The 15,920-nt window shown below is 62.1% G+C and carries 11 protein-coding genes; 7 read left to right on the top strand and 4 right to left on the bottom strand.

Annotation, left to right across the window (positions count from 1 at the left end; all coding sequences use genetic code 11):
• Positions 1–34 precede the first annotated feature (34 nt).
• Complete coding sequence (locus tag HX869_RS23025) at positions 35–814, top strand: TSUP family transporter (protein WP_178903688.1); 780 nt, start codon at positions 35–37, stop codon at positions 812–814.
• On the opposite strand, the gene nudC is transcribed toward HX869_RS23025, so the two are convergent.
• The 4 genes from nudC to HX869_RS23005 form a co-directional block, all read right to left on the bottom strand.
• Positions 782–1,615, bottom strand: a complete 834-nt coding sequence (nudC, locus tag HX869_RS23020) for an NAD(+) diphosphatase (RefSeq protein ID WP_134326772.1) — start codon at positions 1,613–1,615, stop codon at positions 782–784. The genes HX869_RS23025 and nudC overlap by 33 nt on opposite strands.
• Positions 1,616–1,621: 6 nt before the next feature.
• On the bottom strand, positions 1,622–2,434 hold the full coding sequence (locus HX869_RS23015) for a crotonase/enoyl-CoA hydratase family protein (protein ID WP_178903687.1): 813 nt from the start codon (positions 2,432–2,434) through the stop codon (positions 1,622–1,624).
• A gap of 161 nt (positions 2,435–2,595) precedes the next feature.
• On the bottom strand, positions 2,596–3,891 hold the full coding sequence (locus HX869_RS23010; protein WP_003214046.1) for an ATP-binding protein: 1,296 nt from the start codon (positions 3,889–3,891) through the stop codon (positions 2,596–2,598).
• Between the two features lie 3 nt (positions 3,892–3,894).
• Positions 3,895–4,596 carry a response regulator transcription factor gene (locus tag HX869_RS23005; RefSeq protein ID WP_008430287.1) on the bottom strand — a complete coding sequence of 234 codons (702 nt, stop codon included), beginning with the start codon at positions 4,594–4,596 and terminating at the stop codon, positions 3,895–3,897.
• 305 nt (positions 4,597–4,901) lie between these two features.
• On the opposite strand from HX869_RS23005, the gene HX869_RS23000 reads away from it, so the two are divergent.
• The 6 genes from HX869_RS23000 to HX869_RS22975 all read left to right on the top strand — a co-directional run bounded on the left by HX869_RS23000 (position 4,902) and on the right by HX869_RS22975 (position 15,885).
• Positions 4,902–6,059: an efflux RND transporter periplasmic adaptor subunit gene (locus HX869_RS23000; protein ID WP_178903686.1), complete on the top strand. Its 1,158-nt coding sequence runs from the start codon at positions 4,902–4,904 to the stop codon at positions 6,057–6,059.
• A 12-nt stretch (positions 6,060–6,071) separates the two neighbouring features.
• Positions 6,072–9,164 (top strand): efflux RND transporter permease subunit, encoded by a 3,093-nt coding sequence (locus tag HX869_RS22995; protein WP_003214052.1) that lies wholly within the window; start codon positions 6,072–6,074, stop codon positions 9,162–9,164.
• A 43-nt stretch (positions 9,165–9,207) separates the two neighbouring features.
• Positions 9,208–9,849 (top strand): DUF1345 domain-containing protein, encoded by a 642-nt coding sequence (locus HX869_RS22990; protein WP_003214055.1) that lies wholly within the window; start codon positions 9,208–9,210, stop codon positions 9,847–9,849.
• Positions 9,850–9,931: 82 nt separating this feature from the next.
• Positions 9,932–10,771 (top strand): AraC family transcriptional regulator, encoded by an 840-nt coding sequence (locus tag HX869_RS22985; protein WP_102369235.1) that lies wholly within the window; start codon positions 9,932–9,934, stop codon positions 10,769–10,771.
• 125 nt (positions 10,772–10,896) lie between these two features.
• Complete coding sequence (locus HX869_RS22980) at positions 10,897–15,111, top strand: YncE family protein (protein ID WP_178903685.1); 4,215 nt, start codon at positions 10,897–10,899, stop codon at positions 15,109–15,111.
• A gap of 174 nt (positions 15,112–15,285) precedes the next feature.
• Positions 15,286–15,885, top strand: a complete 600-nt coding sequence (locus HX869_RS22975) for a LysE family translocator (RefSeq protein WP_178903684.1) — start codon at positions 15,286–15,288, stop codon at positions 15,883–15,885.
• Positions 15,886–15,920 lie beyond the last annotated feature (35 nt).

The following is a 15,920-nucleotide window of genomic DNA, read 5'->3' as shown; positions in this document are numbered from 1 at the left end:
GCCCTTGCTGCGCCCTGCCGACTAAGTCTTGCCCATGCCTTTCGAACTCAGCGTTGACCTCACCACCCTGGCGATCCTCGCCGTGGTTGCCTTTATCGCCGGTTTCATCGACGCCATCGCCGGCGGTGGCGGCCTGCTCACCACGCCCGCCCTGCTGACCGCCGGCATGCAGCCCCACCTGGTGCTGGGCACCAACAAACTCAGTTCCACCTTCGGCTCGGCCACTGCCAGCTTTACCTTCTACCGGCGCAAGCTGTTTCATCCGCGCCAGTGGGTGCATGCCATCGTCGGCACCCTGGTCGGTGCACTCACCGGTGCGGTCGTGGCCCATTACCTGCCGGCAGAAACCCTGAACAAGATGCTCCCGGTGATTGTGTTCGGCTGCGGTTTGTATTTGCTGTTCGGCGGCACGCCCAAGGCGGCGCTGGACAACGACGCACCGATCAAGAAGAAATGGCAGTCCACCCAGGGCTTCGGCCTGGGTTTCTACGACGGCGTCGCCGGCCCGGGCACCGGGGCGTTCTGGACCGTGAGTACCATGCTGTTGCACCCCATCGACCTGGTAAAGGCCAGCGGCGTGGCGCGCAGCATGAACTTCGTCAGCAACGCGGCGGCGCTGACGGTGTTCATTTTCAATGGCTCGGTAGACTGGATTGTCGGCCTGTGCATGGGCGTGTCGGTGATGTGCGGCGCGTTTTTTGGCGCACGCAGCGCCATCAGCGGCGGCGCCAAGTTCATTCGCCCGGTGTTCATCACCGTGGTGCTCGGCCTGACGGTGCGCCTAGCCTGGCAGCACTGGTTCAGCGCGGCCTAGGCGACGGGCCAGGTAGAGGTCGATCAGGTAGCGCGCAATCGAGCGCGACGCCGGCAACGGCGGCAGTTCATGGATGTTGAACCACTGCGCGTCTTCGATCTCGTCAGCCTGGGGCACAATGTCGCCGCCGGCGTACTCGGCGTGAAAGCCCAGCATCATCGAGTGCGGGAACGGCCAGCACTGGCTGCCCATGTACTGGATGTTCTTGACCTCCACCTGCACTTCTTCACGCACCTCGCGAATCAGGCAGTCCTCGGCCGACTCACCCGGCTCGGCAAACCCCGCCAGGGTACTGTAGACCCCCGTGACAAAGCGCGGCGAGCGGGCCAGCAGGATCTCGTCGCCACGGGTCACCAGCACGATCATGCTCGGCGAGATACGCGGGTAGCTGCGCAGGTCACAGGCCTGGCAGAACATCGCCCGCTCCCGCGGCACCTGCACCATCGCCTGGCCGCAACTGCCGCAAAAACGATGCTCCCGGGCCCAGGTGCCGATTTGCGCGGCGTAGCCCAGGACTTTGTACAGCGTGTGATCGCCCTGCAGCATGAATGCCCGCAGGCCCTGCCAGCCGCAGCCCGGCACGTCGGCGGGGCTGTTGAGTTCCAGCAGGTACACCGGCTCGCCGTCCAGGTGACCGATGCCATGCTCGGCGAACACCGAGAGGTCCTGGCGCTTGAGCCACTCCCGGGGAAACAGCGGGCCGTTCTGGTCGTGTAAAAAGCCTTCACGGCTGCGGGCCACGGCCCAGCCGCCCGGGGCGTCGTTGTCCAGCAGCGTTGTGGTAATCCAGCCTGGGGTCATGTTCAGTCAATCCACGAAGTCGGGTTTCTGCTTGCTCATATGGGCCGCGATGGCCACGCGCAGGTCGTTGGATTGCAACATAGCTGAGTTCCAGGTGGCAACGTATTCCAAACCGTCATTGATCGTGTGGTCACGCATGTAGCTGATCATCGCCTTGGTGCCGGTGACCGCGATCGGCGATTTGGCGGCGATTTCCCGGGCGATTTCCAGCACGCCGGCCAGCAGGCTCTGGTGATCGCTGTACACCCGATTCACCAGGCCGATGCTGCGGGCCTCTTCGGCACCGAACTGGCGGCCGGTGTAGGCCAGCTCGCGCAGCATGCCGTCGCCGACGATGCTCGGCAGGCGTTGCAGGGTGCCGACGTCGGCGGCCATGCCGATGTCGATTTCCTTGATGGAGAATTGCGCATCTTCGGCGGCGTAACGCATGTCACAGGCGCTGATCAGGTCGATGGCGCCGCCGATGCAGTAGCCATGGATCGCCGCGAGTACCGGCTTGCGGCAGTTGTCGACGGCGTTGAAGGAGGCTTGCAGTTCGAGGATCTTGCGCCGCAGCAGGCGCGCGTTGCGGCCCACGTCCTTACCGAACTCGTTGGCGACCGAGGCCAGCAGCATCAGGTCGATGCCGGAGGAGAAATGCTTGCCGGCGCCGCTGATGACCACGGCTCGCACCGCGTCGGTGTCTTCGACCCATTGGAAGATGTCGATGATCTCGGTCCAGAACGCCGCGTTCATCGCGTTGATCTTTTCCGGGCGATTGAGCTGCACATGGGCGACGTTGCCGCTGAGTTCGACGACAAAGGCTTGGTATTCGGACATGGCAGTGATCCTTGACTGGCGGCTGGAATAGGGGCCGAACTATAACAAGGCACCGCGTGAGGTGGTAAGGCTGTGCAAACGCCAAATTCGGGACTGAAGAACGATGAAGATCAAATGTGGGAGCTGGCTCGCCTGCTCCCACAATGGTTTTGTGGTGTTCTTTAACTCGGCAGCCAGAGCCGGAAGCGTGCACCACCCAATGGTGAAGCCTGGGCCGTCAATGTTCCGCCCTGCGCCTCCAGCGCCCGCCGGCTGATGGCCAATCCCAGGCCAAAACCGCCAGTGGCTCGATCCCGGCTGCGATCCAGCCGGTAGAACGGCTCGAAAATCCGCTCCCGCTGATCAACCGGAATGCCAATACCGTCATCATCCACGCAAATCTCGCACCCCCTGGGACACACCTTCACCCCCACCTGAATTCGCCGCTCGCAATACCGCATGGCGTTGCGCAGCAGGTTTTGCAGGGCCCGGGCGGTCAGGCGCGGGTCCAGGGTGAAGCGTTCCACGGCGCAGTCCAGCACCACGTCCATCACGATATCGGGGTTTTCCAGTTCGTCGTCGACGCTGCCCAGGATGCTGTCGATGAACTCATCCAGCACCACTTCCACCCGCTCGGGTGTTTGCGCCGGGTTTTGCAAACGGCTGTAGGAGAGCAGCTCCAGCACCAGCTCATCCAGCTCGCGAATGTGCGCCACCAACCCTTGCAGCCGCTCACGGCTGGCCGCCGGGAGGTCGTCGGACAGCGCCAGGGCCAGGCCGAAGTCCAGGCGCGTCAGCGGCGTACGCAGTTCATGGGAGACGGCATTGAGCAAGTCGCGTTGCTGGTTGAGCAGCTGTTCGATGTCGTTGGCCATGGTGTCGAACACCGCCGCCAGGCTGCCGATGTTGGAGCTGGGAGGGATTTTTGTGCGGGCCGCAAGGTTGCCCTGGCCGAGTTGCGCGGCGGTGCTTTTCAGGCGCTCCAGGTCGCGCCAGTGGGGCCGCAGCCAGAACAGCAGGCATGCCAGCAGCGCCGCGCCGATCAGCACGTTCATGCTCCAGTACAGCAGGTTCATGTCCAGCGGGTCCGGCGGTACCGAGACCTTGACCACCAACTGGTCGTCCAGGGCCGAGCTGACGTCGTCCGCCCAGCCCCACTCGCCCAGGCGAATCACCATCTGGTCTTTTTCCAGCAGGCGCTGTTCTTCAGGGGTGTAGCTGGCGTCCTGGATACGCAGCAGTTGCACCTTCAGCGGCGCGAAATCCGCCGACAGGCGCACGGTGACATTGGCCCACTGCTCCATCGGCACCCGTCGATACTCCTTGACGATCAGGCTCTGCATGCCTCGGGACTGCTCGATGTTGTAGTTCATGTAACGGTGTTCAAACAGCTGGATCACCGCCCGGGGCACCAGGTAAATCGCGGCGGCGAAGGTGACGATGGTGATCAGGTACAGCCGAATCAGGACGCGAAACATGGCTCAGCATTCCCACTCGGAACGGCTGAACAGGTAGCCCTTGCCCCACACCGTCTTGATCTTGCGCGCCTCGCCCGCGTGGTCGTCGAACTTGCGCCGCAGCTTGGAAATCGCCACGTCCACCGAACGGTCGGTGCCGTTGAACTCGATGCCGCGCAGGCGTTGCAGGATCTGGTCGCGGCTGAGCACTTCGCCGGCGTGCCGGGCCAGCACCACCAGCAGGTTGTATTCACCGCTGGACAGCTCAACCGGCTGGCCGCGCCAGGTCACGGTGCGTTCCGACAGGTCGATGCACAGGTTGCCCATCAGGATCTGGTCGTTGGCCACCTGGGGTTCGGTGAGGCTGCTGCGGCGCAGCAAGGTTCGCACCCGCGCCAGCAATACCCGCGGCTCGCAGGGTTTGGTGACGTAGTCGTCGGCGCCCATTTCCAGGCCCAACACCTGGTCGTGGCTGTCGTCGCGGGCGGTGAGCATCAGGATCGGCAGCGTGGCCGAGTCGGCCCGCAGCAACCGGCAGACCTGCAGGCCGTCGAGGCCCGGCAGCATCAGGTCGAGAATCACCAGGTCCGGTGGGTTGAGCCGCGCACGCTCACGCACGTGGTCGCCACGGCTGAGCACACTGACGTGATAGCCGTTGCGTTCCAGGTAACTGGCGATCAATTCGGAGAGCGCGGCGTCGTCTTCCACCAGAAGAATGTTGGGCATGGTATTTCCAAATAATACAATTTCTGAGTAGTACGCAAATCCAATGTGGGAGCGGGCTTGCTCGCGAAGGCGGTGTGTCAGCCGCCGTATGCGTTGACTGAAACACCGCTTTCGCGAGCAAGCCCGCTCCCACATTTGATCTTCGGTGTCAGGAAGATCGTGTAAGGTTCGGCGGTTATGAAGGATATACGCCCGCGTGCATCTGTGGGTCGCACCTTACATTTCTTCACACACCACCTACAGAGCTTCACAGCACTGTGGCGGGGGCGCCCGTAGGATGCGCCAGTCAATATTGGGATATGAGCATGTCGAAGAATCTGTTTGCGCCGTTTTGCCTGTTGGCCCTGACACTGGCGTTGAGCGCGTGTGGCAAGTCGGCGGACGACGCCGCCGAGGCGCCGCTGGCCAAGGTGCGGATCGAAACCCTGGAAGCCAAGCCCCTGTCCATCACCAGCGAGTTGAGCGGACGGATTGCCGCGCCACGCATCGCCGAAGTGCGCGCCCGGGTGGCCGGCGTGGTGTTGCAACGGGTGTTCAAGGAAGGCCATGACGTCAAACAGGGCGATGTGCTGTTCCGGATTGACCCGGCGCCGTTCAAGGCCGACCTCGACAGCGCCCAGGCCAGCCTGCGCAAGGCCGAGGCCAATGCATTCCAGGCGCGCTTGCAAGAGCAGCGCTACAGCCAACTGGTGGAAGGCAACGCCATCAGCGGCCAGGAATACGACAACGCCCGCGCCGCCGCCCGGCAAACCGCCGCCGATGTGGCCGCCAACCAGGCCGCCGTGCAGCGCGCCAAATTGAACCTGGGTTATGCCACCGTGACTGCGCCGATTTCCGGTCGGATTGGCCGTGCGCTGGTGACCGAAGGTGCGCTGGTGGGCCAGAACGAAGCCACACCGATGGCGCTGATCCAGCAACTGGACCCGATCCACGCCGACCTGACCCAATCCACCCGAGAGCTGAACGACCTGCGCCGGGCCTTTCGCGCCGGGCACTTGAAGCAAGTCGGCCAGGACCAGGCCAAGGCCACGCTGATCCAGGATGACGGCAGCCTGTATCCGCTGCCGGGCAAGTTGCTGTTCGCCGAGATCAGCGTCGACCCGGGCACCGGGCAGATCATCTTGCGCAGCGAGTTCCCCAACCCGGACCTCGACCTGCTGCCCGGCAGCTTTATCCGCGTGCGCCTGGAGCAAGCCGTGGACCAGCAAGGGATCAGCGTGCCGCAACGGGCGATCACCCGCGACAGCGCCGGGATCCCGATGGTGTTACTGCTGGACGCCGAGCAAACCGTGAGCCAGCAGCCGGTAGAACTGGGTTCGGTGGTCAATGACCGCTGGGTGGTGACCCGCGGCATGAAGGCCGGTGACCGCATCGTCGTCGAAGGCCTGCAACACGCCCGCCCTGGCGAGAAAGTCCAGGTCGACGACAGCCCCGCGCCAATCGCCCAGGCATCCGGCCAATAAGGATCGTTAAACATGCCGCAGTTCTTTATTGACCGCCCGATCTTCGCTTGGGTGGTCGCCCTGTTTATCCTGCTGGCCGGCGCCCTCGCCATCCCGCAGTTGCCAGTCGCGCAGTACCCCAACGTCGCGCCGCCAAAAGTCGAGATCTATGCGGTGTACCCGGGTGCCTCCGCGCAAACCCTGGACGAAAGCGTGGTCAGCCTGATCGAGCAAGAGCTTAACGGCGCCGATCACCTGCTGTATTTCGAATCCCAGAGCAGCCTCGGTTCGGCCACCATCACCGCCACCTTTCAGCCGGGCACCGACCCGGAGATGGCCCAGGTTGACGTGCAAAACCGTCTCAAGGCGGTGGAGCCGCGCCTGCCCCAAGCCGTGACGCAGCAAGGCTTGCAAGTGGAGAAAGTCTCCGCCGGCTTCCTGCTGCTGGTGACCCTGACCTCCAGCGACGGCAAGCTCGATGACGTAGCGCTCAGCGATTACCTGGCGCGCAACGTGATGAACGAACTCAAGCGCCTCGACGGTGTGGGCAAGGCCCAGCTGTACGGCGCCGAACGCGCAATGCGCATCTGGATCGACCCGCAGAAGCTGATCGGCTTCAACCTGACCCCGGCCGACGTCAACGCGGCGATTGCGGCGCAGAACGCCCAGGTGTCGGCCGGCAGCATCGGCGATTTGCCGGGCACCAAGACCCAGGAAATCACCGCGTCGATCCTGGTGAAGGGCCAGCTGTCGACCCCGGCCGAATTTGCCGACATCGTGCTCAAGGCCAACCCGGACGGTTCCACCGTGCGCGTCGGTGACGTGGCGCGGGTGGAAATCGGCAGCCAGGAATACCAGTTCTCCACCCGCCTGAACGGCAAGCCGTCCACCGCCGTCAGCGTGCAGCTGTCACCGGGCGCCAACGCCTTGAGCACCGCGACCCTGGTGCGGGCGAAGATGGACGAACTGGCGCGCTACTTCCCGGCCAACGTCGAATACAAAATTCCGTACGACACCTCGCCGTTCGTGAAGGTCTCGATCACCAAGGTGGTGTACACCCTGGGCGAAGCGATGTTGCTGGTGTTTGCGGTGATGTTCCTGTTCCTGCAAAACATCCGCTACACATTGATCCCGACGCTGGTAGTGCCCATCGCGCTGATGGGCACCTTTGCGACGATGCTGTTGCTGGGTTTCTCGATCAACGTGCTGACCATGTTCGGCATGGTATTGGCCATCGGCATTTTGGTGGACGATGCGATTGTGGTGGTAGAGAACGTCGAGCGGATCATGGTCACCGAGGGCCTGTCGCCCAAGGAGGCCACCCGCAAGGCCATGGGCCAGATTACCGGGGCGATTGTCGGTATCACCCTGGTGCTGGTGGCGGTGTTCCTGCCGATGGCGTTCATGCCGGGTTCGGTGGGCGTGATCTATCAGCAGTTCTCGTTGTCGATGGCCACCTCGATCCTGTTTTCGGCATTCCTCGCCCTGACCTTGACCCCGGCCCTGTGCGCGACCTTGCTCAAGCCGATTGCCAAGGGCGAGCACCATGAGAAAGGCGGGTTCTTCGGCTGGTTCAACCGGCGCTTCGAGCAGTTCACCGACCGCTATGAAGGCTGGGTGGCCTACGCCCTCAAGCGCAGCGGGCGTTACCTGTTGATCTATCTGGTGCTGGTGGTGGGGCTTGGGGTGCTGTTCGCCCGCCTGCCCTCCTCCTTCCTGCCGGTGGAAGACCAGGGCTACACCATCACCGATATCCAGCTGCCGCCGGGTGCCAGCAAAAACCGCACGGTGCAGGTGGCCGAGCAGATCGAGGCACACAACGCCGGCGAGCCAGGCGTGGGCGATACCACGATGATCATGGGTTTCAGCTTCTCCGGTTCGGGGCAGAACGCCGCGCTGGCGTTTACCACGCTCAAGGACTGGTCGGAGCGCAGCAGCAAGGATTCCGCCGCGGCCATTGCGGACCGTGCCAACGCGGCTTTCAGTGAGCTGAAGGACGCGATTGCCTATGCAATCCTGCCACCGCCGGTGGATGGCCTGGGCACCTCCAGTGGTTTCGAGTTCCGCCTGCAGGACCGTGGTGGCGTCGGCCATGCCGCGTTGATGGAGGCCCGCACCGAACTGCTGGCCGCCGCCGAGAAAAGCCCGATCCTGGCCAACGTGCGTGAAAGCGCCCTGGCCGAGGCACCTCAGGTACAGCTGGAAGTTGACCGCAAGCAAGCCAATGCCCTGGGCATTTCCTTTGCCGATATCGGCAATGTGCTGTCCTCGGCCATCGGTTCGGCCTATATCAACGACTTCCCCAACCAGGGCCGCATGCAGCGGGTGGTGGTGCAGGCCGAAGGTGATCAGCGCAGCCAGGTGGCCGACCTGATGAAGATCCATGTGCGCAACAATGCCGGGAAGATGGTGCCGCTGTCGGCCTTCGTCGAGGCGCGCTGGATTCAGGGCCCCGCCCAGTTGACCCGCTACAACGGCTACCCGGCCATCGCGATTTCCGGTGAATCGGCACCGGGCCACAGTACCGGCGAGGCGATGGAGGAAATCCAGCGCCTGGTCAGCCAACTGCCCGCCGGCCTGGGCCAGGAATGGACTGGCCTGTCGTTGCAGGAACGCTTGTCCGGCTCCCAGGCACCGCTGCTGCTCGGTTTGTCGCTGCTGATCGTGTTCCTGTGCCTGGCGGCGCTGTATGAGAGCTGGTCGATTCCGACCTCGGTGCTGCTGGTGGTGCCCCTCGGCGTGCTCGGCGCGGTATTGGCCGTAAGCTTGCGCGGGATGCCCAACGATGTGTTCTTCAAGGTCGGCCTGATTACCATCATTGGGCTGTCGGCGAAGAACGCGATCCTGATCATCGAGTTTGCCAAGGACCTGTATGACCAGGGTGAAGACCTGATCGACGCCACGTTGAAAGCCGCACGCCTGCGCCTGCGGCCGATCATCATGACGTCCCTGGCGTTCATCCTCGGCGTGGTGCCGTTGGCGATTGCCACGGGCGCCAGCTCGGCCAGCCAGCAGGCCATCGGTACCGGGGTGATCGGCGGCATGATTACCGCGACGCTGGCGGTGGTGTTTGTGCCGGTGTTCTTCGTCGTGGTCATGAAGCTGGTGCGCAAGCGCCACACGTAATAAATGCGCTATGGTGCTTACACATCCCTGATTTGTGAGCGCCATGCCCTTCCTAGCACGCACCCACCCTCGCCTGTCCTCCGCCGCCGTCCTGGGCCTGGCGGTGGGGCTCCTGGCTCCCGCCGACACGATCATCAGCAAAATCCTCATCGGCTGGAACGCCGGGGTCTGGACCTACCTGGTGCTGATGCTGTGGCTCACCAGCCATTCCCGCGCCGACGACGTAAAACGCATCGCCGAGATCGAGGACGAGAACGCCGGCCTGGTGTTGTTCATGGTGTGCATCGCGGCGATTGCCAGCCTGGCGACCATCACCCTGAACCTGGTGGGCACCAAGGACCTGAGCGATAGCCAGCGCCTGTTGCACTACGGTTTTACCGGCCTGACGGTGGTTGGCTCATGGCTGCTGATCGGGGTGATTTTCAGCGTGCACTATGCGCGCCTGTATTACACCTGGGACGGCCCCGAGCCGGCACTGCGCTTTGCCGAGGATTTACGCACGCCCAATTACTGGGACTTCCTGTACTTCTCGTTCACCATCGGCGTGGCGGTGCAAACGGCGGATGTCGGGGTTGCCACGCGTACCATGCGCAAGGTGGTGCTGGGGCAATCGTTGATCGGGTTTCTGTTCAACACGGCGATACTGGGGTTCTCGATCAATATTGCCGCCGGATTGTTTGGATGAAGCTGCACAAATCTTCTAGACGCTAAGCCCCTGCAGGAGCGAGCTTGTTCGCTCTTGCAGTGTTCCATTCCATAGGTATTTTATGGCCGCCCACAACTGGATCGACCTGGCTCAGGACGCCGACACCGGCATCGAGACCCTGCGCGCGCATTTCGAGGGCCACGCCTACGACCCGCACTGGCACGACAGCTACCTGGTGGGCGTCACGGAGCAAGGTGTGCAGCAGTTCAACTGCCGGCGCACCCGCCATAACAGCGTGCCCGGCCAGGTGTTCCTGGTGGAGCCCGGCGAGCTGCACGACGGCGACGCGCCCACGGCGGACGGTTTTACCTACCACATGCTTTACCTCGACCCGCAGTGGTTGGCGCGGGAAGTCAGCGCAGTGTTCGAAGAAGCGCCGCTCGACAGCCAGCTGGGGTTTGCCAGCACCCTGGCCAGCGACCCGCGCCTGGCCCTGGCCACCAGCCGGGCCTTCCAGACCTTGCACGGAGGTGAGCTGCGCATCGTGCGGCAGCAGGCGATGGACCAACTGCTCGAACGCCTCACTGCGCAACTGCACTGGCGCACCCGCTACCATGAAGACCCTCGCCTGCCACGGGTGGCGCACAAGGCCCGGGAATACCTGCATGCGCACCTGCAGCAAGATGTGGGCATGGATGAACTGGCGCGGGCCTGCGGCGTCGATCGCTTTCGCCTTACCCGCGCCTTCAAGAGCGCCTTCGGCCTGCCACCCCATGCCTACCTGGTGCAACTGCGCCTGGCCCGCGCCCGGCATTGGCTGGCCAACGGCAAGCAACCCGCCGACGTAGCGATTGCCCTGGGCTTTGCCGACCAGAGTCACCTGGGGCGCTGGTTCGTGAGGGCGTATGGCCTGACGCCGGCGGCGTATCGCAAGCGGTGTTCAAGCGTTTTGCAGCGCTAGCTGCGCCACCACCACTCGTCGGCACTGTCAATTCTCACAGGTTCGCCACGCCCCCCGATAGGTGTTTGATCTCCTTGTCAGCAGTCGGCCACTCAGGGCCGCGCCTCATTCAAGGAAGCCTGTCCATGCCCAATTTTCCCATAGCCCCGGATAATGCGCCGCTGGGCGACAACAACCCGCCCGGCAACGCCCTCGTGCTGCATAACCCATCGTCAGGCCTGGCGTCGCGCCGCGTCGAAGACCTCGACCCACCCAAGTCAGCCTATCCGTCGGTCCCGCTGGATGCCACGCTGTATCCTGAAAGAGGGGTCTACGGCCTGGGCATCCGCCACGTGCGCCCCTTTGCCCAGTGGACCTTCGAACGCTGGTTCAACTTCAATTACGACTTCTACGCCCTCTACCTCAACGACCTGGTCAATGCAGTCGCCGCCGATATTGCGCTTGAAGACCGGGACCGTTACGACTTGTTCGTCCCCGAAGAATTCATCCCCGAAGGCGACGTCCAGATATACGGCCGCGTAGTGCGGGCCGGCAGCGGCCAGGAGAGTACGTCGCCGCTGCAAACCATCCTGATCAAGACCACCCGCCCCGGTGGCCGCGATAACGACCCCGGCAGCAAATGGCACCCGGGCCTGGTGATGACGGTGGAAGGCCTGCCTGAGGGCTCCACCGTTAATATAGATAATGCCAACAGCGGGGTCTGGTGCCTGATCCAGCGCTATGAAAACCTGCGCCAGAATGACCAGATCGAGCTGTCGTGGGATGGGGTTTTAGTCACGCATATCGTCAGCCCGGCCGAAGTCGCGGGTTCAGGGCCGATTCGCGTCTTTGTCTCCAGGGACATCATTTTGCAGGGGGGGCATTTCGGCAAGCTGACCCTGCGGTTCCGGGTCTCGGACGTGGTGCAAAACTTCTCCGGGGATAAATACCAGTACTCCAAACCCTACTTCCTGGACAGCGAGCTGGATCCGAACCTGCTTTTTGCACCGATCTTCCTGGTGGATTACGAAGAGGCGACCCAGATCGACTTCGATACCCAGAGCGAGGCAACCTTCGAAGTGCTGGTGACGGTGCCTCGGCAAACCCCGGCGCCCCTGCCGCGGCACCAATTGGCGGTGACCTTGTTCGGTACCCTGGCCGACGGTTCGACCCAGGTGTTCCCCTTGGCCCCGGTGGTGGACAGAAACCTCAGCGTTGAATTTGTCACCGTCGACCGGGAGATTATCGAACAACTGGTGGGCGGGTCCTTTCGGGTCTCGTTCCAGTGGCTGAAAAACGACGGCCGCGTGGAGCAATCCGGCAGTACCTCCGTCAGCGTGGTGGGCACGCCGGTGGCGATGCCGGCAGTGACGGTCGCACCGATCGAGGTGGGGCTGATCGAGCCCGATCAGGACATCACCGTGCAGATCCCCTTCTACGAACCCCACAACCCGGACTGGCTGGAAACCCTGGTGATTGAACATATCCGCCCGGGCGGCGGCGGCGAAGACTACGAGGAAGAACAACTGGCGGGCGCCCAGGGCGGCACGCGCTACGTCAGCAAAGAGCACCTGAAACAGTTTGAAGGCGTGGGCGACATCGCATTTTATTACCTGGTCAACGATGGTGCCGGCCACGTCCTGGACGGCAACGCATTGACCACTCGCAAGTCCCGCGAGCTGTTCGCCCACGTGGGTGAACGCATCGGCAACATGCCGACTGCACACCTGGAAGGCGCCCTGGGCAACAACATCGACCCCAGCCATGTGACCACGCCCACCTTGCTGCTGACCCTGCCCCTGACCTTGCCCGCCCCGCACGGGCAGACCGAAGAAGGTGACCTGATCCACTGGAACGCCATCGGCTCCGGCCTTGACGGCTCGGCCAGTGGCGTTGTGCGCATCAACGGCGGCACGGCAGGCAAGCCCCTGGTTTTCCCGGTGAGCCGGGCGATCCTCGACAACAACAATAATGGCAGCCTGCGCATTACCTATAGCCTCGAACGCAGCGGCCCGCCACGCCTGGTATTGCGCTCCGAGGTGCTCAACCTGACCGTGGGCCGCGGCGTGCAACTGGAGCGTCCGGTTATCGACGGCGCCACCCTGTTCCCCGACGCACTCAACCCCCTGGCCGCATTGAGCGGCGCCAAGGTCATCGTGAGATACCGGCCGATGCAGGCCACCGACCAGATCAAGGTCGACTGGTTGAGCCGCGACGGGCTGGGCAGTGCCACCGAGTACACCCTGGGCAACCCGTCCACCAACGAAGTATTCGTGACCATCCCGGCGCGCACCATCGCCAGGGGTATTCGCCCCGGTGGCAACCAGATCAGCGTGCAATACCACTTCAACCGTGGCGCCTTTCCGTACCCTTCGGACACTGTCGACCTGCACCTGCTTCCCCTCACCGGGCTGCCCACACCGACGATCGACGGCATTGGCGACAGCACCCTGCTCGACCTGTCGAAACTCAATGACCAGGCCCGCGCCCGTGTATCCGTCTGGCCGTTTATCGATGCCGGGCAGTTTATGTGGATGAGTTGGGAGGGCACGTTTGCCGACGGCAGCCCGTACCGCGAGGACACCTACACCGCCAACCTGGTCACCGAAAACGGTGCCGCCAACGGTATCTCGCCACCCGCGCCAGTGGACAAACTGCAGCGCTTGATGGATGGCTCGCACCTGACCATCCGCTTCTGGGTCAGCCTGGCAGAAAGCCCCGACAAAAACACCGCCGTGCTGTTTGGCGTGCGTGAACACCGTGTGCAAACCCTGCCCGCCGTGCTACCGCACCCACGGTTCAACGACCAGCCCGGGGCAACGCTGACCATTCAGCCGCTGGACCACGTAGACAACGCCAGTGTCACGGTGGCGTATGGCGGCATGAATCCAAGCCATTCCATCCAGTTGCAATGGATTTTCCCGGATGGTGGTGTTGCGGATATTGGCGCCAAGGACGGCCTGGACGGCGGTCGTGTGGATTTCGTCATTACCAATGAAGTGCTGGCAGACAGCGTCGGCAAAACCATTGAGTTGCGCTATGTCGCCACCATCAATGGCAGCCCGGTGCCTTCAGAGGTTCAAGTGCTGAGGGTTGAAAGCATCGCACCAAATAACTTGCCGCGACCGTTGATCAATAGCATCGCCAATGGCGGTTCGTTGAATATGGATGCCATTGCCGGCAACCCGCTGGCCTCTGTGGCTAAATGGGATTTGAGTAAACAAGGGCAAAAAGTCTGGTTGACATGCACTGCTGACAGGGTAGAACCGTTGTACATCCTCGACGGCTATAGCATTACCTCGGCGGAAGCCAGGAACGGCTTGGCGAGCAAAGCCGTCGAGCGCAGCTGGTTCCTCTACCTGGCAAACGGCGGGATATTTACCCTGACGTGCAAGGTGACGTTTGATGGCAGTGACGATGAATCAAGCGCGGTGGTGTTTCAGCAGACGACGTATAGCGTTGTAAGACGGGTGGGAATTATTGGCGCTATTGACGTGGCACGCCTTCCTCTCTCGACAATTGCAAGCCCGGACAGTAGACGAGTATATACAACCTCGCAATACGGGATATCGGTTATCGATACCGCCAGCAATAGCGTAATTCGCACAATCCTAGAAGTAACTTCAAACAACTGCGCAATTTCGCCAGACGGCTCAATTCTATACATAATCGGAGTTGGACGTGAAGTCAGAGCAATAAACACCACAAACTTCAATATTATCAGGAGATTTTCTATCCCCTCCTCAGCATTTGAGCTGGTACTCAACTCGAGTGGTACGCAACTTTATACCAAAAGTCCACTCAGCATTGACATCTACGATGCCAATAGTGGGCGCCACTTGGCTTCGATACCTGTGTCCGCAAACGGCGTAGGGAGCACAGCCTACGCAATGGCCTTTAGCGCCGACGGGAGCAGTTTTTATACCCACGGGGCGATCAGGACCGGTGTAAACGCACTATTTGTAATTGACACCACCACTTACAAGATAACTACAACAATCGAGCTACCAGGATTTGCTTACTCACTCGCGGCCGACCCTCATAATACATCGCTCATGTATTGCACGACGTTACGTGAAATACTCATCTTCAATACTGACAGCCACACACTTCACAAAACCATTTTGCTCCCTAGCGGCAGTCGGAGCACTGACATATCCGTCAATCAACAAATTGCACGCGCGTATGTGGTAACCACTAGTAATCCAGGAACACTTCTAACCTTTGATACGCGCACAGAGGAGATAATAGGCAGCATTGATATCCCGCGCCGCGCCTACGATGCTTGCGTATTACCCGACGGTTCAAGACTTTATACAGCCGACTTTATCGACGACAAAGTGACAGTCATCGCTTTATAAGTCACAGCCAACACCGGGACAAATCCATCTTAGTCATGGATTTGTCCCGTCTTTTTATCCCCCACTCCCCCTGCCTCATATACCGATGCGCTTGCCCTGCTCAAACCTTCCAGACACGCCACCACGCCCCTGCAACCATCGACTCCATCGTCCCACCTACGGAGTCGCCCCACCATGTTCCCTACCCTGTTGCCCTTCCTTTTATTCGCTTTTGTAGCCTCCATCACCCCTGGCCCCACCAATATCCTGGTGCTGAGTAACAGCGCACGGTATGGCTTCAAAGCCGCACTGCCTATCGTGCTGGGCGCATGCGCGGGGGCGGCGGGGATTGTGCTGCTGGTAGGCTCCGGCGTTGGCCAGTCGCTGGCGCACTGGCCCCGGGTGCAGGCAGCGATGCAATGGCTGGGGGTCGCCTGGCTCAGCTACCTTTCCTGGCAGATTTTCAGCGCCCCCGCCGAGTCAATCGACCCGGCTGCCGTGCAAAAAACCCTGGGCCTGGCCGGCGCCGCCAGCCTGCAACTGGTCAACCCCAAGACCTGGATGATGGCCCTGGCGGTGGTGAGCGTGTTTGCCGGCAATGGCGATGAACGCCAGAGCCATGTGCTGTACCTGTCGCTGGCGTTCTTTGTGATCGCCTTGCCGTGCCTCGGCGCGTGGGCATTGCTGGGGGTTGGAAGCAGCCGGGTGTTTCGCTCGCCCAAGGCCATGCAACGGTTCAACCGCTGCATGGCGGTGTTGTTGCTGGTCTCAAGCTGGCTGAGCGTCTGGGTGTAGACACAACCGTTCGTCGGCACTGTCAGTTTTCACAG

This window comes from Pseudomonas sp. P7779, assembly GCF_013386315.1.
Classification (GTDB): Bacteria; Pseudomonadota; Gammaproteobacteria; order Pseudomonadales; family Pseudomonadaceae; genus Aquipseudomonas.
Note: the sequence above shows the minus strand (reverse complement) of the source record. Positions and strands in the feature narration are given on the sequence as shown.

Bases quoted from the DNA above. Each gene is read 5' to 3' on its own strand.
- HX869_RS22975 (WP_178903684.1), top strand. From the start codon at position 15,286: ATGTTCCCTACCCTGTTGCCCTTCCTTTTATTCGCTTTTGTAGCCTCC.
- HX869_RS23010 (WP_003214046.1), bottom strand. From the start codon at position 3,891: ATGTTTCGCGTCCTGATTCGGCTGTACCTGATCACCATCGTCACCTTC.
- HX869_RS23025 (WP_178903688.1), top strand. From the start codon at position 35: ATGCCTTTCGAACTCAGCGTTGACCTCACCACCCTGGCGATCCTCGCC.
- HX869_RS22985 (WP_102369235.1), top strand. From the start codon at position 9,932: ATGGCCGCCCACAACTGGATCGACCTGGCTCAGGACGCCGACACCGGC.
- HX869_RS22990 (WP_003214055.1), top strand. From the start codon at position 9,208: ATGCCCTTCCTAGCACGCACCCACCCTCGCCTGTCCTCCGCCGCCGTC.
- nudC (WP_134326772.1), bottom strand. From the start codon at position 1,615: ATGACCCCAGGCTGGATTACCACAACGCTGCTGGACAACGACGCCCCG.
- HX869_RS22980 (WP_178903685.1), top strand. From the start codon at position 10,897: ATGCCCAATTTTCCCATAGCCCCGGATAATGCGCCGCTGGGCGACAAC.
- HX869_RS23005 (WP_008430287.1), bottom strand. From the start codon at position 4,596: ATGCCCAACATTCTTCTGGTGGAAGACGACGCCGCGCTCTCCGAATTG.
- HX869_RS23015 (WP_178903687.1), bottom strand. From the start codon at position 2,434: ATGTCCGAATACCAAGCCTTTGTCGTCGAACTCAGCGGCAACGTCGCC.
- HX869_RS23000 (WP_178903686.1), top strand. From the start codon at position 4,902: ATGTCGAAGAATCTGTTTGCGCCGTTTTGCCTGTTGGCCCTGACACTG.
- HX869_RS22995 (WP_003214052.1), top strand. From the start codon at position 6,072: ATGCCGCAGTTCTTTATTGACCGCCCGATCTTCGCTTGGGTGGTCGCC.